Origin of the sequence: Pseudomonas sp. VA159-2 (genome assembly GCF_024126635.1) — a bacterium.
GTDB lineage: Bacteria > Pseudomonadota > Gammaproteobacteria > Pseudomonadales > Pseudomonadaceae > Aquipseudomonas > Aquipseudomonas muyukensis.
Window position 1 is genome coordinate 249,121 of the sequence record NZ_JAMYBV010000003.1, and the last position, 24,211, is coordinate 273,331.

General features: G+C 65.2%; 20 protein-coding genes, 1 tRNA gene and 1 pseudogene. 14 read left to right on the plus strand and 8 right to left on the minus strand.

Translation table 11 applies throughout. The annotated features are described in order from the left end of the window. Positions 1 to 25 precede the first annotated feature (25 nt). The 3 genes from NJG22_RS04800 to NJG22_RS04810 all read left to right on the plus strand — a co-directional run bounded on the left by NJG22_RS04800 (position 26) and on the right by NJG22_RS04810 (position 3,242). Positions 26 to 1,936, plus strand: coding sequence for an ATP-binding cassette domain-containing protein (locus tag NJG22_RS04800; protein WP_217851294.1), 1,911 nt, complete (start codon positions 26 to 28; stop codon positions 1,934 to 1,936). Further along, a complete protein-coding gene (locus NJG22_RS04805; protein ID WP_253092981.1) occupies positions 1,936 to 2,523 on the plus strand; it encodes a mechanosensitive ion channel family protein in 588 nt (195 codons plus the stop codon). Before NJG22_RS04800 ends, NJG22_RS04805 begins: the two co-directional genes overlap by 1 nt. Before the next feature lie 86 nt (positions 2,524 to 2,609). Further along, positions 2,610 to 3,242 (plus strand): LysE family transporter, encoded by a 633-nt coding sequence (locus NJG22_RS04810; protein WP_253092983.1) that lies wholly within the window; start codon positions 2,610 to 2,612, stop codon positions 3,240 to 3,242. Between the two features lie 114 nt (positions 3,243 to 3,356). On the opposite strand, the pseudogene NJG22_RS04815 reads toward NJG22_RS04810, so the two are convergent. After that, positions 3,357 to 3,434: pseudogene (locus tag NJG22_RS04815) on the minus strand (slipin family protein); the annotation flags it as partial. A 44-nt stretch (positions 3,435 to 3,478) separates the two neighbouring features. Between NJG22_RS04815 and NJG22_RS04820 the strand changes: the two are divergent. The 3 genes from NJG22_RS04820 (at position 3,479) to NJG22_RS04830 (ending at position 4,948) form a co-directional block, all read left to right on the plus strand. After that, positions 3,479 to 3,937, plus strand: coding sequence for an aminoacyl-tRNA deacylase (locus tag NJG22_RS04820; RefSeq protein WP_253092985.1), 459 nt, complete (start codon positions 3,479 to 3,481; stop codon positions 3,935 to 3,937). 59 nt (positions 3,938 to 3,996) lie between these two features. Further along, on the plus strand, positions 3,997 to 4,239 hold the full coding sequence (locus tag NJG22_RS04825) for a DUF2789 domain-containing protein (RefSeq protein ID WP_253093086.1): 243 nt from the start codon (positions 3,997 to 3,999) through the stop codon (positions 4,237 to 4,239). A gap of 70 nt (positions 4,240 to 4,309) precedes the next feature. Further along, positions 4,310 to 4,948: an NADH:ubiquinone oxidoreductase subunit N gene (locus NJG22_RS04830; protein ID WP_217851276.1), complete on the plus strand. Its 639-nt coding sequence runs from the start codon at positions 4,310 to 4,312 to the stop codon at positions 4,946 to 4,948. A 6-nt stretch (positions 4,949 to 4,954) separates the two neighbouring features. Here the strand turns inward: NJG22_RS04830 and NJG22_RS04835 are convergent, their stop codons facing one another. From NJG22_RS04835 to NJG22_RS04855, 5 genes are all read right to left on the minus strand, one after another. Then, positions 4,955 to 5,392 carry a CBS domain-containing protein gene (locus NJG22_RS04835; RefSeq protein ID WP_253092987.1) on the minus strand — a complete coding sequence of 146 codons (438 nt, stop codon included), beginning with the start codon at positions 5,390 to 5,392 and terminating at the stop codon, positions 4,955 to 4,957. Between the two features lie 141 nt (positions 5,393 to 5,533). Next, positions 5,534 to 7,264, minus strand: a complete 1,731-nt coding sequence (locus tag NJG22_RS04840) for a dipeptidase (RefSeq protein WP_253092989.1) — start codon at positions 7,262 to 7,264, stop codon at positions 5,534 to 5,536. Positions 7,265 to 7,423: 159 nt separating this feature from the next. Continuing rightward, a tRNA-Arg gene (locus NJG22_RS04845) sits at positions 7,424 to 7,500 on the minus strand. A gap of 85 nt (positions 7,501 to 7,585) precedes the next feature. Continuing rightward, complete coding sequence (locus NJG22_RS04850; protein WP_253092991.1) at positions 7,586 to 8,449, minus strand: ABC transporter ATP-binding protein; 864 nt, start codon at positions 8,447 to 8,449, stop codon at positions 7,586 to 7,588. Beyond that, positions 8,446 to 10,014, minus strand: a complete 1,569-nt coding sequence (locus NJG22_RS04855; RefSeq protein WP_253092993.1) for an ABC transporter permease subunit — start codon at positions 10,012 to 10,014, stop codon at positions 8,446 to 8,448. The genes NJG22_RS04850 and NJG22_RS04855 overlap by 4 nt, the downstream gene beginning before the upstream one ends. A gap of 299 nt (positions 10,015 to 10,313) precedes the next feature. Between NJG22_RS04855 and NJG22_RS04860 the strand changes: the two genes are divergently transcribed. Both NJG22_RS04860 and NJG22_RS04865 read left to right on the plus strand, forming a co-directional pair. Continuing rightward, positions 10,314 to 11,354, plus strand: coding sequence for an ABC transporter substrate-binding protein (locus NJG22_RS04860; protein ID WP_253092995.1), 1,041 nt, complete (start codon positions 10,314 to 10,316; stop codon positions 11,352 to 11,354). 28 nt (positions 11,355 to 11,382) lie between these two features. After that, entirely contained in the window at positions 11,383 to 12,288 is a 906-nt protein-coding gene (locus NJG22_RS04865) for a TauD/TfdA family dioxygenase (protein WP_253092997.1), read from the plus strand. Between the two features lie 88 nt (positions 12,289 to 12,376). On the opposite strand, the gene NJG22_RS04870 is transcribed toward NJG22_RS04865, so the two are convergent. After that, positions 12,377 to 13,282: a LysR family transcriptional regulator gene (locus tag NJG22_RS04870; protein ID WP_253092999.1), complete on the minus strand. Its 906-nt coding sequence runs from the start codon at positions 13,280 to 13,282 to the stop codon at positions 12,377 to 12,379. 192 nt (positions 13,283 to 13,474) lie between these two features. On the opposite strand from NJG22_RS04870, the gene NJG22_RS04875 reads away from it, so the two are divergent. The 6 genes from NJG22_RS04875 (at position 13,475) to NJG22_RS04900 (ending at position 23,059) form a co-directional block, all read left to right on the plus strand. After that, complete coding sequence (locus NJG22_RS04875; RefSeq protein WP_253093000.1) at positions 13,475 to 15,811, plus strand: TonB-dependent receptor; 2,337 nt, start codon at positions 13,475 to 13,477, stop codon at positions 15,809 to 15,811. Between the two features lie 17 nt (positions 15,812 to 15,828). Then, positions 15,829 to 17,502, plus strand: coding sequence for an aryl-sulfate sulfotransferase (locus NJG22_RS04880; RefSeq protein ID WP_253093002.1), 1,674 nt, complete (start codon positions 15,829 to 15,831; stop codon positions 17,500 to 17,502). Between the two features lie 281 nt (positions 17,503 to 17,783). Continuing rightward, entirely contained in the window at positions 17,784 to 19,226 is a 1,443-nt protein-coding gene (gene gabD / locus NJG22_RS04885) for an NADP-dependent succinate-semialdehyde dehydrogenase (RefSeq protein ID WP_253093004.1), read from the plus strand. A gap of 182 nt (positions 19,227 to 19,408) precedes the next feature. After that, positions 19,409 to 20,686 carry a 4-aminobutyrate--2-oxoglutarate transaminase gene (gabT, locus tag NJG22_RS04890; protein ID WP_253093006.1) on the plus strand — a complete coding sequence of 426 codons (1,278 nt, stop codon included), beginning with the start codon at positions 19,409 to 19,411 and terminating at the stop codon, positions 20,684 to 20,686. 134 nt (positions 20,687 to 20,820) lie between these two features. After that, positions 20,821 to 22,158 (plus strand): response regulator, encoded by a 1,338-nt coding sequence (locus NJG22_RS04895; protein ID WP_253093008.1) that lies wholly within the window; start codon positions 20,821 to 20,823, stop codon positions 22,156 to 22,158. A gap of 502 nt (positions 22,159 to 22,660) precedes the next feature. Then, a complete protein-coding gene (locus tag NJG22_RS04900; RefSeq protein WP_253093010.1) occupies positions 22,661 to 23,059 on the plus strand; it encodes a hypothetical protein in 399 nt (132 codons plus the stop codon). A 29-nt stretch (positions 23,060 to 23,088) separates the two neighbouring features. Here the strand turns inward: NJG22_RS04900 and NJG22_RS04905 are convergent, their stop codons facing one another. Next, entirely contained in the window at positions 23,089 to 24,078 is a 990-nt protein-coding gene (locus NJG22_RS04905) for a sensor domain-containing diguanylate cyclase (protein WP_217851256.1), read from the minus strand. Between the last annotated feature and the right edge of the window lie 133 nt (positions 24,079 to 24,211).

Genomic DNA, 24,211 nt, shown 5'->3' on the forward strand with positions numbered 1-24,211 from the left:
GAAGCTGGTAGACTCCGCGACCATCATGATCAGACTATCGAACCTCACTTTACAGCGTGGTCCACAGCGCCTGCTAGAAGGCGCCGAGATGACCCTGCACACCGGTCACAAGGCCGGCCTGATCGGCGCCAATGGCGCCGGCAAATCCAGCCTGTTCGCCCTGCTGCGCGGTGAGCTGTCGCCCGATGCTGGCGACTGCCAGCTGCCTGGCGACTGGCGCATCGCCCACATGCGCCAGGAGGTCGACACCCTCGAGCGCATCGCCGTGGACTACGTGCTCGACGGCGATGTGCGCCTGCGCAAGGTCCAGGCCGAACTCGCCGCCGCCGAGCAGGCCCACGACGGCACCGCCCTGGCCCGCCTGCACAGTGAGCTGGACAGCGCCGACGGCTACACCGCCGATGCCCGCGCGCGCAAGCTGCTGGCGGGCCTTGGTTTCAGCAACGAGCAGATGGACCGCCGGGTCGGCGACTTCTCCGGTGGCTGGCGGATGCGCCTGAACCTGGCGCAGGCCTTGATGTGCCCGTCCGACCTGCTGCTGCTCGACGAGCCCACCAACCACCTGGACCTCGACGCCATCCTCTGGCTCGAGGACTGGCTCAAGGGCTACCCGGGCACGCTGTTGCTGATCTCCCACGACCGCGACTTCCTCGACGCCGTGGTCGACCATGTGCTGCATGTCGAGCAGCGCAAGCTCAACCTCTACAAGGGCGGCTACAGCGCCTTCGAGCGCACCCGCGCCGAACGCCTGGCACAGCAGCAGCAGGCGTACGAGAAGCAGCAGGCGCAGCGCGCGCACATGGAAAAGTACATCGCCCGCTTCAAGGCCCAGGCCACCAAGGCGCGCCAGGCGCAGAGCCGGATCAAGGCCCTGGAGCGCATGGAGGAACTGTCGGCGGCGCATGTCGACTCGCCGTTCGACTTCGTCTTTCGCGAGTCGGAAAAAATTTCCAGCCCGTTGCTCGACCTCGCCGAAGGCCGCCTGGGTTACGGCGACAAGGCGATCCTCGAGAAGGTCAAGCTGCAACTGGCGCCCGGTGCGCGCATCGGCCTGCTCGGCCCCAATGGCGCGGGCAAGTCGACCCTGATCAAGAACCTCGCCGGCGAGTTGCAGCCGCTGTCCGGGCGCCTGGTGCGCGGCGAGAACCTCGCCGTCGGCTACTTCGCCCAGCACCAGCTCGATTCGCTGGACGACAAGGCCAGCCCACTGCTGCACTTGCAGCGCATCGCGCCGAGCGAGCGTGAGCAGACCCTGCGCGACTTCCTGGGTGGTTTCGACTTCCACGGTGATCGCGTCGACGAGCCGGTGGTCAACTTCTCCGGCGGCGAAAAGGCGCGCCTGGCCCTGGCGCTGATCGCCTGGGAACGGCCTAACCTGCTGCTGCTCGACGAACCGACCAACCACCTCGACCTGGAGATGCGCCTGGCGTTGACCATGGCCCTGCAGGAGTTCGCCGGTGCCGTGGTGGTGGTGTCCCACGACCGTCACCTGCTCAAGAGCACCACCAACGATTTCCTGCTGGTGGCCGACGGCAAGGTCGACACCTTCGACGGCGACCTCGACGACTACAGCCGCTGGCTGATCGAGTACCGTCAGCGCAATGCGCCGGCCAGCAATACTCCGGTCAACCCGGACAAGACCGACAAGAAGGCCCAGCGCCAGGCCGCCGCCGCCTTGCGTCAGCAGTTGGCGCCGCACAAGAAGGCCGCCGACAAACTCGAGGCCGAGCTCAACCAGGTGCACCAGCAACTGGCCGAGATCGAAACCGCCCTTGGCGACAGCGGTTTGTACGAGGCCTCGCGCAAGGATGAGCTGCGCGACCTGCTGGCCCGTCAGACCAAGCTCAAGCAACGCGAAGGCGAGCTTGAGGAAGCCTGGATGCAAGCCCTGGAAACACTCGAAAGCATGCAGGCCGAGCTCGAGGCGCTGTCCTGATGGAAGAGCTGCGTTCGCTGCTGCCGGGGCAGTGGATGGACACCTTTTGGCTGGGGCTGCAGATCCTGCTGATCCTGATTGCCGCGTTCGTCCTGCAGCGCATGGTTGGGCGTGGCCTGCAGAGCCTGGGCGAGCGCTACCCGTTGCCCCGCGAGCTGCTGGTGCCGGTGCGTGGCGCCTTGCGCTGGCTGATCATGGGCAGCGCGCTGCTGTTCGTGCTGGAGCGCCTGGGGGTGTCGGCCACGGTGTTGTGGACGGCATTGTCGGGCTTCGTCGCGGTGGCGGCGGTGGCCTTCTTCGCCATCTGGAGCGTGCTGTCCAACCTGCTGTGCGCAGTGCTGATCTACACCGTCGGGCCATTTCGCATCGGCGATGTGGTCGAGCTGGTCGATACCCTCGACAAGCCGGGGGTGAAGGGCCGGGTGATCGCCATCAACCTGCTCTACACCACCCTGATGGAAACGCCCGAGGCCGGCGGCGCGCTGGTGCAGGTACCCAACAGCCAGTTCTTCCAGAAGGCCGTGCGCCGCTGGCGAGGGGCCGAGGCGGCAGGCACGCTGCAGGACTTACCGGCCCTCGACGACTGATCGTTGCAAGCGCAAAAACCACTGGTTATTTTTTCGCCAGCACCGTAGCTTAACGTTTTGCAATAAATGTTCGAGCGAGGTGTGCGATGTCGATGGAAACGTGGTTGGCGTTCTTTGCCGCGTGCTGGGTGATCAGCCTGTCGCCGGGGGCCGGGGCAATCGCCTCGATGTCCAGTGGGCTGCAGTACGGTTTTTGGCGTGGCTACTGGAACGCCCTGGGCCTGCAACTAGGCCTGATCGTACAGATCGCCATCATCGCCGCCGGCGTGGGCGCGATCCTCGCTGCCTCGGCCACTGCCTTCCAGGTCATCAAGTGGTTCGGTGTCGCCTACCTGATCTACCTCGCCTACAAGCAGTGGCGCGCGCTGCCGCTGGACATGAGCGACGAGTCCGGCGTGCGGCCGATCGGCAAGCCGCTGAGCCTGGTGTTCCGCGGCTTCCTGGTCAACGTCAGCAACCCCAAGGCGCTGGTGTTCATGCTCGCGGTGCTGCCGCAGTTCATCAACCCGCACCAGGCGCTGCTGCCACAGTACCTGGCGATCACCGTGACCATGATCAGCGTCGATCTGCTGGTGATGGCCGGCTACACCGGGTTGGCCTCGCGAGTGCTGCGCCTGCTGCGCACGCCGAAGCAGCAGAAGCGCCTGAACCGCACCTTTGCCGGGCTGTTCATTGGCGCCGCGACCTTCCTGGCAACCCTGCGTCGGGCGCCGATCTGATTCGGCCATCACGATGACCATCGCGGGGCAAACCTGCTGCCAGCCCCGCGATTGGTTTTCAGCGTTGCTTGTCCATCAGCCCCCTTGAGCAGGCCCAGCGGTAACGGGAATGCCGCGGGTGATCACGTTCTGGGGCGGTACGTCGAGTACCCAGGTGCGCGGGTCGACGCGGACCATCTGCTGGATGCCGGGGCACGGCCTAAACTTCAGGGTGGGGGCTAAACCGGAGGTGCAACATGCGAATGGCCAAGACCCTGCAGCAGCGCCTGGACCAGGCCAACTGCGACTACGACATCATTCCCCATCCCCACTCGGCCACCAGCCTTGAGTCGGCGCGCACGGCCGGGGTACCTGCCGGGCGGGTCGCCAAGTCGGTGATGCTCGACGACCGCCATGGCAACTACATCATGGCCGTGCTGCCCGCCAACCGGCACCTGGACATGACCGAGGTGCGCATGACCGGCGCCTGGCAACTGACCCGCGAAAGCGCGTTGCCAAGCCTGTTCGGCGATTGCGAGCGCGGGGCTGTCCCGGCGTTGGGCAGCGCCTATGATATTCCGATGCTGCTCGACCGGAGTCTTACCCGCCAGGGCGATGTCTATTTCGAGGCGGGTGACCACGATCACCTTATCCACATGAGCATGGAGCAATACTTGAAGCTGGTGCCGCACGCCGAAGTGCGCGAATTGAGCTGATGCTCGCAACCAACGCCGGGCTGGCGTCGTGGACGGCCCGCCCGGCCCGAGGAGGAATCATGGACGCACCGATACACCCCTTTGCCGAACTGTTCAAACAACTGGGGTTGGCGGACGATGCGCAGAGCATCGATCAATTCATCACCAGTCATTCACCGCTGAAAAACGAGATCAAGCTGGTGGACGCACCGTTCTGGAGCGAGGCGCAGCGAGCGTTTCTCAGGGACAGCATCATAGAGGACGCCGATTGGGCAGTGCCCTTCGATCAACTCAACGAAGCCTTGCGTCGCCCCCGCCAATAAAGCGCCGAGCGGCACCTGATGGGTGATCGGGCCGTTGCTATGCTCAGGGAAAACAACAGGGGATGGCGCAATGAAAGATCCCTACGCACCAGGCTTCTGGTGCACCGTGACGATCCTGGGCACCCTGAGCGCCGGCTACTTCTACGGTATCCGGCACACCCACACGATGAATCATGCCGTGCAGTTTCTCTATGCCGCCGCCGCCGTGACCGGGGCGGTGGCGCTCTGCGGCCTGGCCTGGATCGCCTGGCAGCAACTGCACCTGAACCGGCGGGAAGTGGCCCAGGGGCGAACGTTGCTGACCATCTGGAACACCAAGGTTGCCCTGCGCCGGGTCGAGACGGTGTTCGACCGCTACTTCTGGGGCAGTTACTGGCACTCCGGGCGCACTTTCGAAGAGGTGATGGGCGAACTCAAGGGCACGCCCCTGGAGCAGAGCCTGGACGCCCTCAAGCGCCAGTGTCGCGAGCTCGACCGGGAAATCCACGACCACCATCATCACTGGCTGGCCAACGCCCGCGACCTGTCCAGCGTGGCCACGGCCATGGCCCGCGAACGCTATCAACTCGACCTGTGCGACGCGCCCGCGCGCGACGGTGGCAATACCGCCGTGCTCAATCGCGACCTGGAAGTGCTGGTGTACACCTGGTCGGCGCGCCTGCGCAGCTTCGACCATCAGCTGGACGAGCTGGAACGCGCCTATCACTGAGCAGGGTCATTCACCGCGGATGTACTGTTCCAGCTGCAGGATCAGGTTGGCTTGTTCGGCGATGGTTTCCTTGACCAGGTCGCCGATCGACAGCAGCCCGAGGAGTTGGCCGTTATCCACTACCGGCAGGTGGCGCAGGTGGCGGTTGGTCATCAGGTTCATGCAGTACTCGAGGTTCTGCTTGGGTTCCACTGTAATCACCGGTGCGCTCATGATCTCGTGCACCTTGGTGAACGGCGATGAGCGCCCCTTGAGCACCAGCTTGCGGGCGTAGTCGCGTTCGCTGACGATCCCCACCACCTGGTCGTTCTGCACCACCGGCAACGCGCCGACGTTCTTCTCCGCCAGCAGCTTCAGGGCATCGAGCACCGAGTCGTCAGGGCCGATGGTGTAGACGCTGTGGTGCTGGGCTTTGGCTTTGAGAATTTGCTCGACGTTCTTCATACGGGCCTCGGTGGGTGGAAACGCGACGTGTCGGAGTAAATAAAGCATCCGGCACGGCGCTCTGCACGGCAATGCCGGAAACGGCATCGAGGTGATTGAAAAACGTCATGGGGTGAGGGGCCGTCAAGCGGCCCCCGGATCTCAGAGTTTCGGCATCTGCCCCAGGCGCGCGACCATCTCGCTGACCACCTGCAGGTCGAGCATGAACTGCTCCACGGTCTTGAACTCGTTGTCGTTGTGCCCGGTGTACTTCACATCCGGCATGGCCAGGCCGAACTGCACGCCATTGGGCAGGTCATGTACCGAGGTGGCGCCGGCGGAGGTGCCGAACTCGTGCTTCATGCCCAGGTTCTCGCTGGCCACCGCCAGCAACGCCTTGACCCACTCGCCTTCCGGGTTGCGGTACATCGGCTCGTCGAGGCTGTAGTCGAAGGCCACCGAGGTGTGGCTGTTGCGCGCCCAGGCACCGAGCTTGTCGGAAATCTCGGTCTTGAGGGTCTCCAGCGGCTTGCCCTTGGGAATGCGCAGGTTGACCGCCAGCTTGAGGGCCTTGTCATCCAGGCCGACAAAGGTCAGCGAGGTGGTCAACGGGCCCATGAAGTCATCCTTGAAGCCGACGCCAAGGGTGTTGCCCAGGTAGTCCAGCCCCCAGTTGTCGGCCGCGTAGCGGGCCGCGTCGGTGATGTGGTTGTGCTTGAGCGGTACCTGCTTTTGCACGCCATTGAGGAAGTCGAGCATGCGCGCCACCGGGTTGACCCCGGACTCCGGCTCGGAGGAGTGCGCCGACACGCCGGTGACGGTCAGCAGCACCTGCTTGCCCTCGGCCTTGGCATCGATGCTGAAGTCGCCGCCATGCTGCTTGACGTACTCGGCGCCGGCTTTCTCCAGGGCCTTGGCCAGGTCCGCCGGTTTGTCGCCAAGCAAGGTCGCCACCGAGCTACCGGGGATCTGGTTGGTGGCCAGGCCGCCAGTCAGGCCCACCACCTCGGCACCTTTGCCCGTGCCTGCGCGTTTGGTGAAGGTGGCCATCACGGTGCCGTAGCCCTTCTCGGCGATCACCACCGGGTAGCCGCCGTCCAGCGCCAGGTTGTAGTCGGGGGTGGCGTTGCGTTCGAAGTAGTAGGGAATGGCGTCGCCGGTGGTTTCCTCGGTGGTATCCACCAGCAGCTTGAACTGGCGCGCCAGGGGCAGTTTCTCGTCCTTGGCCACTTTCAGCGCGTACAGCGCGACGACGATACCGTTCTTGTCGTCCTCGGTGCCGCGGCCGTACATGCGATCGCCCACCAGGGTGACCTTGAACGGGTCGAGCTTGGTGCCGTCCTTGAGCTTCCAGTTGTCCGGATTGACCGGCACCACGTCGGCATGGGCATGGATGCCGATCACTTCCTTGCCTTCGCCCAGGGTGATTTCGTAGACGCGGTTGTCGATGTTGCGAAACTGCAGGCCGAAGCCCTCGGCCAGGGCCTTGATCTTGTCGGCGATCTTGAGGAATTCCGGGTTCTCGTGCTGCGGCACGCCTTCCTTGCGCACGGTGGGAATCGCCACCAGTTCGCGCAGGGTCTCGGTGGCGGCCTTGGCGTACTTGATACGGGTGTACAGGCCCAGCAGGCGGTTGATCTCGTCCTGCTGCTCGGCGCTCAGCGGTTTGCCGGCCAGGTAGGCCTTGAGGGTCGCGTCGAGCTTGTCGGCCTTGGCCAGGTCGCTGCCGGCCAGCTTGCCGAGGAACTGCTTGAAGTCGGCCGGGTTGCTGCCGTCGTAGGCCTTGATGATGGCGGCAGACTGTTGCTGGGTGAGGTTGGCCTGGGCCGGGATCGCGAACATGGCCGCGCTGGCCAGCAGCACGGAGGCGGCGGAGAACTTGGAAAATGGCATGGGCGTGCGCATTCCTTTGCAAGTGTGGGAGGGTGCCCGTTTACGCAAACGGGAAGTGCCCACGCTAACACCAATGACCCCTCTCGCGGGAGAGGTGGCACCGTGCATTCACGCACAAACGAAAAAGCCCCGGGGCAATGCCCCAGGGCTTCTTGAAGATGGCGCACTCGGCGGGATTCGAACCCACGACCCCTGCCTTCGGAGGGCAGTACTCTATCCAGCTGAGCTACGAGTGCAACGGGCCGCATGATACCCATGTGTATCGGTGGCGTCCATGGTCTTGATCTGCGGATGTTTTTCCCCGGGGCGCGGGCCGCCTGCTCACAGGGCGATCAGTTCCGGTCGCAAGCCCTCCACGCGCTGCACGGCGGGCTTCAAGTAACCCTCGGCGCCGGTGATCTGGTGCAGCACTTTCTCGCGCAACCCATGCAGTGCCACCCCGGTGCGTTGGCGCGGATGGGGCAACTCGATCTCCACCACCGCCTTGATTCGCCCTGGTCGCGGTTCCAGCACCACCACCCGGTCGGCCAGGTAGGTCGCTTCCTCGGCGTCGTGGGTGACCAGCAGGATGGTAATGCCCGAGCGCTTGCGAATCGCCAGCAGCTCATCCTGCAACTGCTGGCGGGTCAGGGCGTCGAGGGCGCCAAATGGCTCGTCCAGCAGCAGGATCCGCGGGCTGGCCACCAGCCCGCGGGCGATCGCCACCCGTTGCGCCATGCCGCCGGACAGCTGGTGCGGATAGGCCGACTCGAAACCGACCAGGCCCACCAACTGCACGAACTCATGCACGCGCCGGGCGCGCTCGCCCTGGGTCAGGTGCTCGTTCACCAGGCCCAGGCCGATGTTCTGTTCCACGTTCAGCCAGGGGAACAGACGGTGTTCCTGGAACACGATGCCGCGCTCGCCGCCAATGCCGCGCACGGGCTGCCCGTCGACCTGGATACTGCCGCTGTAGTCACTGTCCAGCCCCACCAGCAGGCGCAGCAGGGTGGACTTGCCGCAGCCGGAAGAGCCGACGATGGCGATGAACTCGCCCTCGTTGATCGACAGGTCGAAGTCGCGAATGGCCTCGAACGGCTGGCCGTCGACGCTGAAGGTCTTGCCGACCCGCTCGAAGCTGACCAGCGGTGGCGTGGCGTCGGCCTGGTTGGCCGCGTGCAGGGCCGGGGTGATGAAGGCGTTCATGCGGTTCTCCAGCGCGTGGCGCGTGATTCGAGGGATTGACCGAGGTGGCCGAGCAGGGCGCCGACCAGGCCGATCAGGACCATGGCGGCCATCACCTGGTCCATGCGGAACAACTGTTGAGCGCCGATCATCAGGCTGGCGATGCCACCGTCCGAGGGCATGAAGTACTCGGCGCCGATGGTGCCGAGCCAGGCGTAGATCAGCGACAGCCGGGCACCGGCGAAGATCGCGGGGGCGGCACCGGGCAATACCAGCAGGCGCAGGCGCTGTACCAGGCCAAGGCGCAGCGTGCGCGCCGCCTCGGCCAACTGCGGCGACAGGCTGGCGATGCCGCGCTGGGTGGCGATCAGCAACGGGAAGAACGCCGCCAAGCCGACGAACACCAGCTTGGCGCCTTCGCCCAGGCCGAACCAGGCGGTGAGCAGCGGCACCCAGGCGAACAACGCCACCTGGCGCAGTGCCGACAGGCTGGGGCCGAGCAGCCGCTCGGCAGTTTGGCAAAGCCCCAGCAGCAGGCCGAGGGCCAAGCCGGCGCAGCCGCCCAGCAGCAGGCCGGCCAGGGTGCGTTGCAGGCTCAGGCGCAGCGCTTCGGGCAGCGAGCCGTCCAGCACGCCGGCTTGCAGGCTGCGCAGTACCTCCAGCGGCGAGGTGAGGATATTGCCGTCGACCCAGGCGAAACTGCTGCTGGCCTGCCACAGGCCCAGCAGCGCCGCAGGCAGCAGCAGGCTTTGCCAGCCGCGTGGCGTGGGCCCGCGCACCTGCTCGCCGGTGGCTGGCTGCGGCCAGTACAGCAAGCGGCGTTCCACTCGCGAGAAACCACGGTCCAGCAAGGCGCCGACCAGGCCAATCAACAGGATGCAGAGGAACACCAGGTCGAGCATGAACAGCTGTCGGCCCCAGACCATCAGGTAGCCGATGCCTTCGCTGGAGGCCAGCAGTTCAACGGCCAGCAGGGAGGTCCAGCCGGTCGCAAGGGCCAGGCGCACGCCAGCGAGGAAGGCTGGCAGCGCGGCCGGCAGCAGCAGCCGCAGAAACAGCAGGTGCGGCGGCAGGCGCAGGGTGGTGGCGGCTTCGCGCAGCTTGGGCTGGGCATCGCGCACGCCGACCAGGGTGTGCAGGGTGACCGGCACCACCACCGCCTTGACCAGCACCACCAGCTTGAGCAGCTCGCCGATGCCGAAGAACAGCATGAACAACGGAATCCAGGCCAGGGTGGGGATCTGCGCCAGGGCCACGAAGGTTGGCAGCACCCAGGTTTGCGCACGCCGTGAGCTGCCCAGCCAACTGCCCAGCAGCAGGCCGCTGGCGATGCCGGCCAGCAGCCCCCAGAACAGGCGCTGCAGACTTACCCACAGGTGCCCCCACAGCTCGCCGGAGCCGAACTCCAGCGCGCTCTGCCAGACCAGCGCCGGCGCCGGGAGAATCTGCTCGCTCATCCAGTGCTCGTGGCTGGCCACCGCCCAGAGCGCCAGTACCAGTGCAGGCACTAACCAGGGCAGGGCTTGGGAGCGGGCCTGTGGCAGCGAGCGAAGCCGCGCGACATTGCTCCCGAGAAATTCACTCATAGGTCCACCTCGCAAACCCTTCCTTGTTTATTCATTTAAGGAATTAAAAAACTAAATAAATATCCATCAAGGGATAAGAGCACGGCTCGGTTCCTGGCGAACACCCCCGTGCCATTGCGTTTTCCTCATATTTTCCATGCGTTTCCCGCAAGCCCCTCGACGCGCCGCATGGGGTCTGGTTTATGTCTTTTGGTTACTAAAAAATAAGGTTTTGATCTTTGCAGGTTCTAACCCGAGCGGCCTAGCTTCTGGCCAAAGCGCCGGCCATCGCCGGTGGCAGCCTGCCAAGGAGCCTTGCCATGAGAACCGCCTTCCGCCACTTGCTCACCCCCTTGTTCGTCGGTCTGCTGGGTGCCCTGCCAGCGGTTGCCGATGCCGCCCAGCCCGACGTTATCCGCATTGCCGTGCCGGACCTCAGCGCCGGCAGCAAGCCGGCCGCCGGCGGCGTGGTGGATGTACTGCGCGACCAGCAACTGCTGGAAAAAGAATTTGCCAAGGACGGCATCCGTATCGACTGGCGCTTCTTCAAGGGCGCGGGGCCGGTGGTCAACGAAGCCCTGGCCAACGGCCAGGCGGATTTCGCCTACCTGGGCGACCTGGCGGCGATCATCGGCAAGGCCAACGGCCTGGACACCCGCGTGCTATCCGCCGGGGTGCGCGGGGTGAAGAGCTACCTCGGGGTGGTGCCGGGCTCGGGCATCCATAGCCTGCAGGACCTCAAAGGCAAGCGTGTGGCGGTATTTCGCGGCACCGCCAACCAGCTGTCGTTTGCCAGCGCCCTGGCCAGCCAGGGGCTGAGCGAGCGAGAACTGAAAGTCATCAACCTGGACTTCAACGCCGCCAATGCCGCGCTGGCGGCCAAGCAGATCGATGCCACCTGGGGCCTGTCGAACCTGCTGTCGCTGCGCGAGCGCGGCCTGGTCGAGCTGCCGGTCAACTCCCGCGACCTCAAGGGCGCGGGCAGTACCCAGGCGGTGTTGTTGGGTACCGGTGCATTCATTCGCCAGCACCCGGACCTCACCCAACGCCTGGTCAACGCCCAGCAGCAGGCGGTGAAGTGGCTGCGTGACGAACACAACCGCGACGCCTATGTCGCGCTGGTGGCCAATAGTGCCAATTGGCCGGCGGCGATCCTGCGCGATGACCTGGCCCAGGAGAACCTTGCCGACTACTTCGACCCCCGTCTGGACCCAGGCTTCGTCGCCCTGCTGCAACAGGGCGTCGACCTGGCCGCCAAGGAGCGCCTGATCCGCCGCGGCTTCCAGGTCGCCGACTGGATCGAGCCGCGTTTTCTCGATGCTGCCCTGCAACAGGGCCAGGCCATCCAGGCCGCCCGCTGACCCGACAACAACCCTGAGGACCACGACCATGAGCAACGCCGCACTGGCCACCGCGCCGCACCCCCTCGAACTCGACATCCACCCCGTTGCCGGGCGCATTGGCGCCGAGATTCGTGGCATCAAGCTGTCCGCCGACCTCGACCCGGCCACTGTCGACGCCATCCAGGCGGCGCTGGTGCGGCACAAGGTGATCTTCTTCCGCGCCCAGACCCACCTGGACGACGTGGGCCAGGAAGCCTTCGCCCAACTGCTCGGCGAGCCCATCGCCCACCCCACCGTGCCGGTGGTGGACGGCACCAGCTACCTGCTGCAACTGGACGGTGCCGAAGGCCAGCGGGCCAATTCCTGGCACACCGACGTGACCTTCGTCGACGCCTACCCCAAGGCCTCGATCCTGCGTAGCGTGCTGGCGCCTGCCGCCGGCGGCGACACGGTATGGGCCAACACCGCTGCGGCCTACCAGGAGTTGCCCGAGCCGCTGCGGGCCCTGGCCGACCAGTTGTGGGCGGTGCACAGCAACGAATACGACTATGCCAGCGTCAAGCCTGACGTCGACCCGGCCAAGCTCGAGCGCTACCGCAAGGTGTTCACCTCCACCGTGTACGAAACCGAGCACCCGGTGGTGCGCGTGCACCCGATCAGCGGCGAGCGGACGTTGCAGCTGGGGCATTTCGTCAAGCGCATCAAGGGCTATTCGCTGGCCGACTCGCAGCACCTGTTCGCGTTGCTGCAGGGGCACGTGACGCGGTTGGAGAACACCGTGCGCTGGCGCTGGCAGGCCGGCGACGTGGCGATCTGGGATAACCGCGCGACCCAGCATTACGCGGTGGACGACTACGGCACCCAGCCGCGCATCGTGCGCCGGGTGACCCTGGCCGGCGAGGTGCCGGTGGGGGTGGATGGGCAACTGAGTCGGACCACGCGCAAGGGCTGAGATTGCTCGGGCCGCTTTGCGGCCCTTTCGCGACACCAGGCCGCTCCTACCAGGAGATCTTGATCCCCTGTGGGAGCGGCCCTGGCCGCTACAACTCGCTATCACAGGCAATCAGCTGCTTCACCAACCCCCGCGCCAACGCCGACAAGCCATAGCCCACCCGGCTCACCACCCCGTAGCGGGTATAGAACGCCTCCTCCTGCTCTGGCGCCAGATCCACCAGCTTGAGTGCCACCAGGCCGTCAAAGGGCCGCAGGTTGGCGCTGCAGGCGATGCCGATGGTGTCCGAGTGCAGCACCACGTTGAGCAGCGCATAGCCATGCTCGCACTCCACGCTGGGCAGAAAATCCTGGCGCCCGCTGAGGTCGCTGAGCACCTTGCGAATGTTCGGCGGGCGAAAGGTGGTCGCCAGGGCAAAGTCGAACAGGTCCCGCGCGCGCACTTCGCCACGCGCGGTCAGTGGGTGCCCGGCCCGGCAGCAGAAGTGCCAGCGCTGCGGCGTCAGCTTGTGCACCTGGTAATCCGGATCGGCCTCGAACTGGCGGGTATCGGCGACGAAGAACTCGATCTCCTCGGCCATCAGGCGGCGGTTCAGCGCCTGCCAGTTATCCACCTGGAAGCAGGTGCGCGCCGCCGGGTACTCGGCGACGAAGCGGGCCACGGCCCGGGGCACCAGGCCACCGGCCGGCGCCGGCCCCGAGCCGAAGCGCACCACCCCGGTGGTGGCGCCGTTGAACTGGTTGATCTCGTTGACCAGGTTGTGCGCGCCATGCACCAGCCGCCGCGAATGCTCCAGCACCAGCAAGCCCTGGCGGGTCGGCGCCAGTTCCTTGCTGGCGCGGTCGACCAGGCGGCAGCCGACGTTGTGTTCCAGCGTCTGGATGCTGCGGCTGAAGGCCGATTGCGAGAGGTTCACCGCCGCTGCCGCGCCGACGAAACTGCGGTGTTCGACAAGGGCGATGAAGTGACGGAGTTGGCGCAGGTCGATATGCATTGTCTACATGGAAACTTTCGGTGGAATGCAATTGCTGGGAAGGGTTGGGAACCTTATAAAGGGAGTCACTTATTCCACAAAATATGAATTACAAATATTTATATCACTTAAAAGAATATAAGCCCGCCTGACCGCGATTCGGTTCCGCCAACGGAAATGCTCGCCTGGGCCCATGCCTCAAGGAGCATTTGCATGTCCCGACTTTCCCGTTGGCCGGCGCGCGCGTCGGCGCTCGCTTTGCAACCCCTGGCGGCCGGGGTGCTGCTGGCCGCCGCCGGCAGCAGCTTCGCCGAGCAAGCGGCCAGCGCCGCACCGGTGGTCGCGCAGGACACCCAGCTTGGCACCGTCACCGTCAATGCCCGGCGCCGTGAAGAGAGCGCGCAGAGCGTGCCCACGCCGATCAGCGTGCTGAGCAGCGAAACCCTGGAAACCCAGCGAATCTATCGGGTGCAGGATCTGCAGCAACTGGTGCCGAGCACCAACGTCTCGTATGTGCATGCCCGCCAGTCGAGCATTTCGATCCGTGGCCTGGGCAACAACCCGGCCAGCGATGGCCTGGAAGGCAGCGTCGGCGTGTACCTGGACAACGTCTACCTGGGGCGGCCGGGCATGGCGGTGTTCGACCTGCTCGACGTCGAGCAGCTGGAGGTGTTGCGCGGCCCGCAGGGCACGCTGTTCGGCAAGAACACCACCGCCGGGGTGCTCAACATCACCACGCGCAAGCCCACCTTCCATCGCGAGGGCAGCGTGCAGTCGTCACTGGGCGAGGACGGTTACTGGCAGACCCAGGGCAGCTTCTCCGGCCCGCTGACCGATACCCTGGCCGGGCGCATCAGCGCCTACCACACCGAGGACGACGGCTATGTGAAGAACGTCTACAACGGCCATGACCTCAACGGCGGCAAGCGCCAGGGTTTGCGTACCCAGCTGCTGTTCAAGCCCAGCGAAACCTTCAACCTGCGCTGGATTGGCGAATACAACGAAGAAAATTCCGACAACGGCATCCTCAGCCTGTACAGCACCGGGCCGACCCTCAACGGCGTCAACCGCTATGAAAGCCTGGCGCGCCAGGCCGGTGCCACGCTGGTGTCGGGCAAGGACCGCAAGGTCAATTTCGATTCCGACCAGATGGTCAAGGTGTTCCAGGGCGGCAGCTCGGTGGAGGCCAACTGGACCCTGCCCAACGACTTCACCCTTACCTCGATCAGCGCCTACCGCTGGTGGGACTTCACCCCGCGCAACGACGACGGCCTCAATGTGCCGGTGTTCTACAACGCCGGTGTTTCGGTGCGCGACAAGCAGTACTCCCAGGAAATCCGCCTGGCTTCGCCGACCGGCGGCTTCTTCGACTATGTGCTCGGCGCCTACTACTTCAAGCAGGACCTGGACAACAAGTCGTTCACCTACAACGGCCCGCAGGCTGATATTTGGAACCTCACGCCGGCCGGCGCCCTGGCCAACGTCACCACGATCGGCAATGGCCATATCGATACCGACAGCTACGCGCTGTTTGCCCAGGGCACCTGGCACCTTACCGAGCGCCTGGATTTCACCGCCGGGGTGCGCGGCACCTATGAAGAGAAGAGCGCCTGGGTGACCCGCGACGCGCCGGCCGGTGGCGCGCCGGTCAGCGGCGCGGCCGCGGCAGCTCGCCAGGGCCGGGTGGGCGCCTACGATTCGGGCGACCTCAACCAGTACAGCTTCGCGCCATCCGGGCTGCTGAGCCTGAGCTACCGCTTCAGCGATGATCTGCTGGGCTACGCCAGCCTGTCCCACGGCGAGAAGTCCGGCGGCGTCAACCTCACCGTCGGCGCCGCGCCACGGCTGGGCACCGATTCGCTGCTGGTGGGCACCGAGCGCGCCAACAACGCAGAACTCGGCATCAAGAGCAGCTGGCTCGACAACCGCCTGCAACTGAACAGCAACCTGTTCTGGACCCAGGTGCACGGCTACCAGGCCAACGTCTACGACCAGGTCAACCGCGTGCAGTACCTGGCCAACGCCGGCAGCGTGCGCTCCCGCGGCCTGGAGTTCGAGGCCACGGCAGCGCCGCTGCGCGGGCTGACGCTGAACTTCAACGGCTCGTGGAACGATGTGCGCTACACCGAGTACGACGACGCGCCGTGCCCGCCGGAAATCAGCCTGGCCAACGCCGCCGCCACCTGCGACCTGTCTGGCCACCAGGTGGTGGGCGCCTCCAAGTACATCGCCAACCTCAACGGCCAGTACAAGTGGCAGTTGAGCGAGCGCATCGAGCCCTACGTCACCGCCAGCTACGCCTTCCGTTCCAAGGCGGTAGGCACCATCGACGACTCCGACTACGGGCAGATCCCCAGCTACGCCATCGTCAACCTGTCCACCGGCGTGCGCCTGGACCAGGGCGACGGCGTGCTCGACCTGTCGCTGTGGCTGAAGAACGCCGGCGACAAGACCTACTTCACCAGCCTGTGGAACTCCGCCAACGGCGGTTATGCCGGGGTGCTGGGTACTCCGCGCACCCTGGGCGCCACCGCCCGTTACGACTTCTGAGCACAAGGAGCTTTGCCATGAATGCCAAGACCCAACCCCACGACCTGCCTGAAGGCGCCTGCCTGACTGCCAAGGTGCCCGACCGCGATGAAGCCTTGCTCGGCGACGTGGTGGTCAACCCCTACCGCCTGGCGCCGCTGACGGCGATCATCCGCGACGGTGGGCGTGCCCTGAATGCCGCCCATGTGCGCGTGCTGGGCCGTGGCGAGCGCGGTGTCGACATCGCTTACCAGGTGTCCGATCGCGCGCTGTGGACCTACGGCGGCATCCCGGTATTCGGCCTGTACCCGGATCATGTCAACCAGGTCGAGGTGAGCTACAAGCTCGACGGCGAGCGTATCCGTGAGCACTACCAGATCTACGCCCCGGCCGTGCGCCTGCCGGTGGTGGCCGGGCAGACCGCCGCGCTGCCCCACGTCGAGCCGGTCAAGGTGACCCCAGGGTTCGAACAGCGCCTGTACCTGTTCAACCACCTGCTCGGCGAAATCCCCGGTGGGCGCGCCTTCAAGTGGAACGGCCTGGGCGGCGCCGCCGAGTGGGACCAGGTGGGCAACAACTGGATCGCCGACAGCAATGGCGACGTGCGCTGGTACCTGGACATCGAGCAGATTCACGATTCCAACCGTCGCGACGGCCTGGGCGGGACCATGGGCTTCCACCAGACACGTGACGGCAAGCTGATCTGGGGCCAGGGCCAGACCTATTCGAAGTACGACCTGCTGGGCCGGCAGGTGTGGCAGCGCAACCTGCCGGACAAGTTCGCCGACTTCTCCCACGAGATCCGCGAAACCGTCAACGGCACCTACCTGCTGCGGGTCGGCACCAGCGACTACCGCCGCCCGGACGGCAAGCGCGTGCGCTCGATCCGCGACCATGTCATCGAGGTCAACGAAGCTGGCGACGTGTTGGACTTCTGGGACTTGAACCAGATCCTCGACCCCTATCGTGGCGACCTGCTGGAAACCTTGGGCAAGGCGGCCATCCAACTGCCGGCCGGGGTAACCAAGCAGGACGAGCGCCTGGCCAACGAGCTGGCCGAGGGCGACCTGCCGTTCGGCGACACGCCGGGCGTCGGCACCGGTCGCAACTGGGCCCATGTCAATGCCATCGACTACGATGCCGATGACGACAGCATCATCGTTTCAGCCCGCCACCAGGGGGTGGTGAAGATCGGTCGCGACAAGCAGGTGAAGTGGATTCTCGCCGCGCCCCAAGGCTGGCCGGCGCATCTTCAGGACAAGGTGCTCAAGCCGGTGGGCGAGGGCTTCGAATGGCCTTGGACCCAGCACACCGCCTGGCTGACCGGGCGCGGTACCTTGACCGTGTTCGACAATGGCTGGGGCCGTGACTTCGGGCCGACCAAGCTGAGCGGCAACTACAGCCGGGCGGTGGAGTACAAGGTCGACGAGGCCAAGGGCACGGTCGAGCAGGTGTGGCAGTACGGCAAGGAGCGCGGGGATGAGTGGTACAGCCCGATCACCTCGGTGGTGGCCTACCGGGCAGATACCGACACCCAGTTCATCTATTCGGCTTCGGTGAACTTCCTGACCCCCGAGAAACTCACCACCACCGTGCTCAATGAAGTGCGTCGCGGCACCCAGGAGGTGGCGGTGGAACTGAAAGTGCACAGTCGCCAGCCAGGCAGCGTGGGTTACCGGGCGCTGGTGATCGACCTCGACAAGGCGTTCTGATGGACTAACCTTCCAAGGCCCTGTCGCGGGGCAAGTCGCCTCGGCGCACTGCCGAGGCGACTTGCCCCGCGCTGCATTTCCACTGATCTGAATTCCGACCACTCGTTCTTTTTTTCGAACAGCCTATTGTCCAACCCCCCAGCGCCCGCTTAGCATTCCGTTTGAGATTTCAAACGCTCGGCACCCAGGCGTCGAACACCCTGGTGCACGAATTCCTGACGGCCGCCCCCACCTGGGGGCGCCTTTTCAACAATCAAAATTCGCAGTTAAGGGAAGCCGACATGCAGCTCAAAGACGCTCAGTTGTTCCGCCAGCAAGCCTTCATCAATGGTGAGTGGCTGGATGCGGACAGCGGCCAGACCATCAAGGTGACCAACCCGGCCACCGGTGAAGTGATCGGCAGCGTGCCGAAGATGGGCGCCGCCGAGACCCGCCGCGCCATCGAGGCCGCCGACAAGGCCCTGCCGGCCTGGCGCGCGCTGACCGCCAAGGAGCGTGCCGGCAAGCTGCGCCGCTGGTTCGAGCTGATGATCGAGCACCAGGACGACCTGGCCCGCCTGATGACCACCGAGCAAGGCAAGCCACTGGCCGAAGCCAAGGGCGAAATCGCCTACGCCGCCTCGTTCATCGAGTGGTTCGCCGAGGAAGCCAAACGTGTCTACGGCGACGTCATTCCGGGCCACCAGCCGGACAAGCGCCTGATCGTCATCAAGCAGCCGATCGGCGTTACCGCCGCCATCACCCCATGGAACTTCCCGGCCGCGATGATCACCCGTAAAGCCGGCCCGGCCCTGGCCGCCGGTTGCACCATGGTGCTCAAGCCTGCTTCGCAGACCCCGTACTCCGCCCTGGCCCTGGTCGAACTGGCGACCCGCGCCGGGATCCCGGCTGGCGTGCTCAGCGTGATCACCGGCAGCGCCGGCGAAGTCGGCAGCGAGCTGACCGGCAACGCCCTGGTACGCAAGCTGTCCTTCACCGGCTCGACCGAAATCGGTCGCCAGCTGATGGAAGAATGCGCCAAGGACATCAAGAAGGTTTCCCTGGAGCTGGGCGGCAACGCGCCGTTCATCGTGTTCGACGACGCCGACCTGGACAAGGCGGTCGAGGGCGCGATCATCTCCAAGTACCGCAACAACGGCCAGACCTGCGTCTGCGCCAACCGCATCTACGTGCAGGATGGCGTCTACGAGGCGTTCGCCGAGAAGCTCAAGGCCGCGGTGGCCAAGCTCAAGATCGGCAACGGCCTGGAAGAAGGCACCACCACTGGCCCGCTGATCGACGGCAAGGCTGTCGCCAAGGTCCAGGAGCACATCGAGGACGCGGTATCCAAGGGCGCCAAGGTGCTGTCCGGCGGCAAGCTGATCGAAGGCAACTTCTTCGAGCCGACCATCCTGGTCGACGTGCCGAAGACCGCTGCCGTGGCCAAGGAAGAGACCTTCGGCCCACTGGCGCCGCTGTTCCGCTTCAAGGACGAGGCCGAAGTCATCGCCATGTCCAACGACACCGAGTTCGGCCTGGCCTCGTACTTCTATGCCCGCGACATGAGCCGCGTGTTCCGTGTCGCCGAGGCCCTGGAATACGGCATGGTCGGCATCAACACCGGCCTGATCTCCAACGAAGTCGCGCCGTTCGGCGGCATCAAGGCCTCGGGCCTGGGCCGCGAAGGTTCCAAGTACGGTATCGAGGACTACCTCGAGATCAAATACCTGTGCATCAGCGTCTGATCGCCAGGTAAACGGTTTTACCTCTGCCAGCGGGGCGCGAGAGCGACGCCTCGCTGGCCTTTTTGACATAGCGGTACCCGGTGGCCAGGGCATTCGTGGCAGTCGATCAACGAATACTGTGCGCGCATGCGTCCAGCCACCCCCGAATAAAAGCGCCTGGAATGGGCGCAATTGAGGGCACTATGAGCAAGACCAACGAATCCTTGATGCAACGTCGTGTCGCCGCCGTCCCGCGTGGTGTTGGCCAGATTCACCCGATCTTCGTCGATACCGCGAAGAACTCGACGGTGATCGACGTTGAAGGCCGCGAACTGATCGACTTCGCCGGCGGCATCGCCGTACTCAACACCGGCCACCTGCACCCAAAAGTGGTTGCCGCGGTGCAAGAGCAGCTGACCAAGGTCAGCCACACCTGCTTCCAGGTGCTGGCCTACGAGCCCTACGTCGAGCTGTGCGAGAAGATCAACAAGCTGGTCCCGGGCAACTTCGACAAGAAGACCCTGCTGGTGACCACCGGCTCCGAAGCCGTTGAGAACGCCGTGAAGATCGCCCGTGCCGCCACTGGCCGTGCCGGCGTGATCGCCTTCACCGGCGGCTACCACGGTCGCACCATGATGACCCTGGGCCTGACCGGCAAGGTCGTGCCGTACTCCGCCGGCATGGGCCTGATGCCAGGCGGCATTTTCCGCGCCCTGTTCCCGAGCGAACTGCACGGCATCAGCGTCGACGACGCCATCGCCTCGGTCGAACGTATCTTCAAGAACGACGCCGAGCCGCGCGACATCGCCGCGATCATCCTCGAGCCAGTCCAGGGCGAAGGCGGCTTCCTGCCGGCGCCGAAAGAGCTGATGCAGCGCCTGCGCGCACTGTGCGACCAGCACGGCATCCTGCTGATCGCCGACGAAGTACAGACCGGCGCTGGCCGTACCGGTACCTTCTTCGCCATGGAGCAGATGGGCGTCGCCCCCGACCTGACCACCTTCGCCAAGTCCATCGCCGGCGGCTTCCCGCTGGCCGGTGTGTGCGGCAAGGCCGAGTACATGGACGCCATCGCCCCAGGTGGCCTGGGTGGCACCTACGCCGGCTCGCCGATCGCTTGCGCCGCGGCCCTGGCCGTGATCGAAGTGTTCGAGCAAGAGAAGCTGCTGGACCGCAGCAAGGCGGTTGGCGAGCGCCTGACCACCGGCCTGCGTGAAATCCAGAAGAAGCACCCGATCATCGGCGATGTCCGTGGTCTGGGCTCGATGATCGCGGTGGAAGTGTTCGAGAAGGGCAGCCACGTCCCGAACGCCGCCGCCGTTGCCCAAGTGGTCGCGAAGGCGCGCGACAAGGGCCTGATCCTGCTGTCCTGTGGCACCTACGGCAACGTCCTGCGGATCCTGGTGCCGCTGACTGCCGAAGACGCGCTGCTGGACAAAGGCCTGGCCATCATCGAAGAGTGCTTCGCCGAACTGGCCTGAAACATGTGACATGCTGCAGAAAAACCCGCCTCGGCGGGTTTTTTTGTGCCCTTCGCAAGCATCAGGCGCTAAGGTTGTACGAGGAATCCGTGGAAGCTGCGATGGATCGCGCGTCATTTTCTGGAGACTCGCTCATGAGCGCTGCCGACCCCCTACCCCCTTGCGTGCTGATTGCCGAGGGCGACCCCTGGGTACGCGACATGCTTAGCGAAATGCTGCTCAGCGTGCGCTGCGATGCGCGCTTGCAGGTTTGCGCCGATGGCTCGCAGGCGCTGAACGCGCTGGCGAGCAAGCCTGACCTGATCATCGCCGCCCGCGAGCTCGCCGGCCTCGATGGCCTCGACCTGCTGCGCAAGGTGCGCGCCAAGGGCGACAGGCCTGGATTGCCCTTCATCCTCATGAGCGACCGCACCGACAGCGCCAGTGTGCGCGAGGCCGTGCCACTGCAGCCCACGGCATACCTGAGCAAGCCGCTCGACCTGGGCAACCTGCGCAAGCGCCTGGAAAACCTGCTGCTGGCAGTGGGCGAGCAGATCGCCTGCCCAGTGCCGCCGCTGCAGCCCGGCGTGCAATTGCCGGCCTACCTCGAGCAGCGTCGCGCCACGGCCGACGGTGGCCCGTTGTTCGCCGACGTGCAGGTGGCGGTCAAGCGCGCGCTCAACCCCCAGGGGCTGAACCTCAAGGTGCTCGAGGAGGAGGTGCGCAACGACCCGCAGATCACCGGTGTGCTGATCGCCGCCGCCAACAGCGCCGCGCTGCACCGCGAGGCGCCGGTGCAGACCCTGCTGCAGGCGCTGAACAAGCTCGGCAGCACCCAGAGCATGAACCTCATCCTCGGCCTGACCCTCAAGCGCAGCGCGCGCCTGAGCGACCCGCTGCTGGCCCGGCATGCCGCGCATTATTGGAACCTATCGCTGCACACCGCCGAATATGGCCGCACCCTGGCGCGCCTGCTCGAGGTCGACGAGGCGCTCTGCTATTGCGCAGGGCTGTTGCACTGCCTGGGCGACCTGGCCGTGCTGCGCACGCTGCAGGAGTGGCGCCTGGCGGGTGGGGAGCTGGACGAGGACCAGGTGCAGCTGTCGCTCAATGAATTCGGCGCGCCGTTCGGCTCGGCGTTGCGCACCCGCTGGCGTCTGCCGCTGAACCTGCGCGAGCTGATCGCCGCGGTGTACCAGCTGGGTGGTGGCGTGTATTCCCGCGAGATACTGGCGATGAACCTGGCAGGCCAGCTGGCCGCGCTCAAGCCCAGCCAAGGGCTGGAGAAGGTGGCCGCCAGCAAGACCGCGCGGTTGCTCAAGCTTGGCCTGCCGGAGCTGTCGCGGCTGCGCAAGGTCGACCCTGAGGCACTGGCGCGGGAGCAGGCCGAGCGTGAGGCGGCAGAAGCTGCCGAGCGCGAGCTGAAGGCCGGCCCGGGCGCGGCGCCGGCTGCCGCTGGCGAGCCGACAGAGGACGGCGAGCGCCAGGGCTGATCTGGCGGCCGGCGGGGTCGTATCAGGCTTGGGATCGGTCCTACAGGTATTGCGGACGGTTGTTCGTATCCAGGGAAGCCCTTCAAGCGTAGTTTTCCAGCCACTCCCCCAACGGATTGGCAGGAAGGCTGCAGATGAGCGCCTATAACTATCCCGGCCTGCGTTATCAGGTCTATCGATCCAACGCGCGAAAGCTTGCCCATGCAGCATTGCGCACCGGGCCTGTATCCAGGCCTGGGTTTGACGTCGAGGAAGTGGGCTTCGAACCCATAGGGCACAGGGCTCTTGCAGCTTTTCAGCTATGGGGCGAGCAGACACACCAATTCCCCTGGGAAGAGGTGCCGCATTGGACGGATTGTGATCGTAGGGGTTTCGACTTGGCGTTGTGGTCCGCCCGTGAGCTCTGCGGCCTGTGCTACGCCAGCCCCCGGCAAAGCAGGTGTTGTATCAAGATCATCCTGCTGGAGGGCAAGCCTGGGCCTGCGAACCCACTGAGGGGCTGGTGGCGACACTGTCGTTGCTGGCGGTGGCGGAGTATGCACGGATGCTCAAGTGCTCGCGAATCGAGGTTCAGCAACCGGACCAGGGGGCCGAACCCCTGTACCAGTCGCTTGGTTTCGTTCGTGATCGGGCCGGCAATCTCGCGATCCCTGTTGCAGCCATGGGCCTGCAACCTACTTTCCACATATCGGAGGTGCACATGAGCTATTCAAAAGAGGCCAGAAAGGCTGCTCTGATCAAGCGCTACACCGCTCAGGCTATCGCTTTGGCGGGTGAAATCACCGATCAGCAGCGACACTTTCTCGAAGTCGGTTTCAGGGAGGGGCGGGAAAAAGAGCCTGAAGGGATACTGGCTGGGCCACGTAGTGGCCCGATCGATTACGAGTGGGCCTCCCAGTGAACTGAAGCTATTGCTTGCGCTTGGCGCGATCAGCCTTTCACGATCTGGTTCTTGCCTTGGCGCTTGGCGCGGTACATTGCCGCGTCCGCCCGGGCGAACAGACTATCCAGGCTTTCATCCTCATCCATTAGGCCGGTCAGCCCTTGGCTCACGGTAACCCCGTAGGTGTGTTCGCCATGACTGAAGCTCAGGCGTTGAATCTCCCGTTGCAAGCGTTCGGCGATCTGTTCGGCGACTTGGGCGGTACAGCCTGGGAACACCGCGGCGAACTCCTCGCCACCGATGCGCCCGAACAGGTCGCCACGCCGTAGCACGGCCTTGCCGCTGTCGGCGATACGCTGCAACACCTGGTCGCCTTCCTGGTGGCCATAGCTGTCGTTGATCTGCTTGAAATCATCGATATCCAACAGCAGGAACGCCATCGGCGTGCCGTCCTCGCGCGCGCTGTCGAAGGCTTGCTGGGCGCACTCGAAAAAATGCCGTCGGTTGCTGCTCTGGGTGAGCACGTCGGTGGTGGCCAGGCGTTGCAGTTCGCCTTCGAGCTGCTTCTTTTCGGTGATGTCCTCGGCGATGCCAACGATGATCACCCGTTGATCGCCTTCGCGCTGCTGGTTGATGTAGCACTTGTCGCTGAGCCAGCGCACCTCACCGGCAGCGTTGAGGATGCGGTACTCACGATCCTCGACGGTACCTTTGACCAGCACCTGGGCCAGGCTGCGCTCGGCGTACTCCAGGTCGTCCGGGTAAATGGCGTCGCGCCACTCGTTGTAGTCGGCCAGCACCAGGCTGGCGGGGCGGCCGAAAATGCGCTCGTAGGCGGGGCTGACATAGAGCACCTGGCGGGTTTCCCAATCGAAGGCCCAGAGTACGGCATTGACGCTGTCCAGCAGCGAGCTGTACAGCTGCTCGCGCTCGCTCAGGCGCGCCACTTCGCCCTGGGCATGCAGCAAGGCGAGCAGGGTTTGGGCGGCTTCGGGGCGGGCACGGCCCGCATGCGTGGGTGGGAGGTCTTTGGCCATGAGCACGGAACGGTTCTCGACGATGGGCGTGCGGCCACGGACCGGCCCGCCACGCGGGCGATATGCCGAATTTGAGTCGGATCAATGGGGGGAAGTTCCGGTGGGCATGCCCCGTTGCGGGGCATGCCGATCA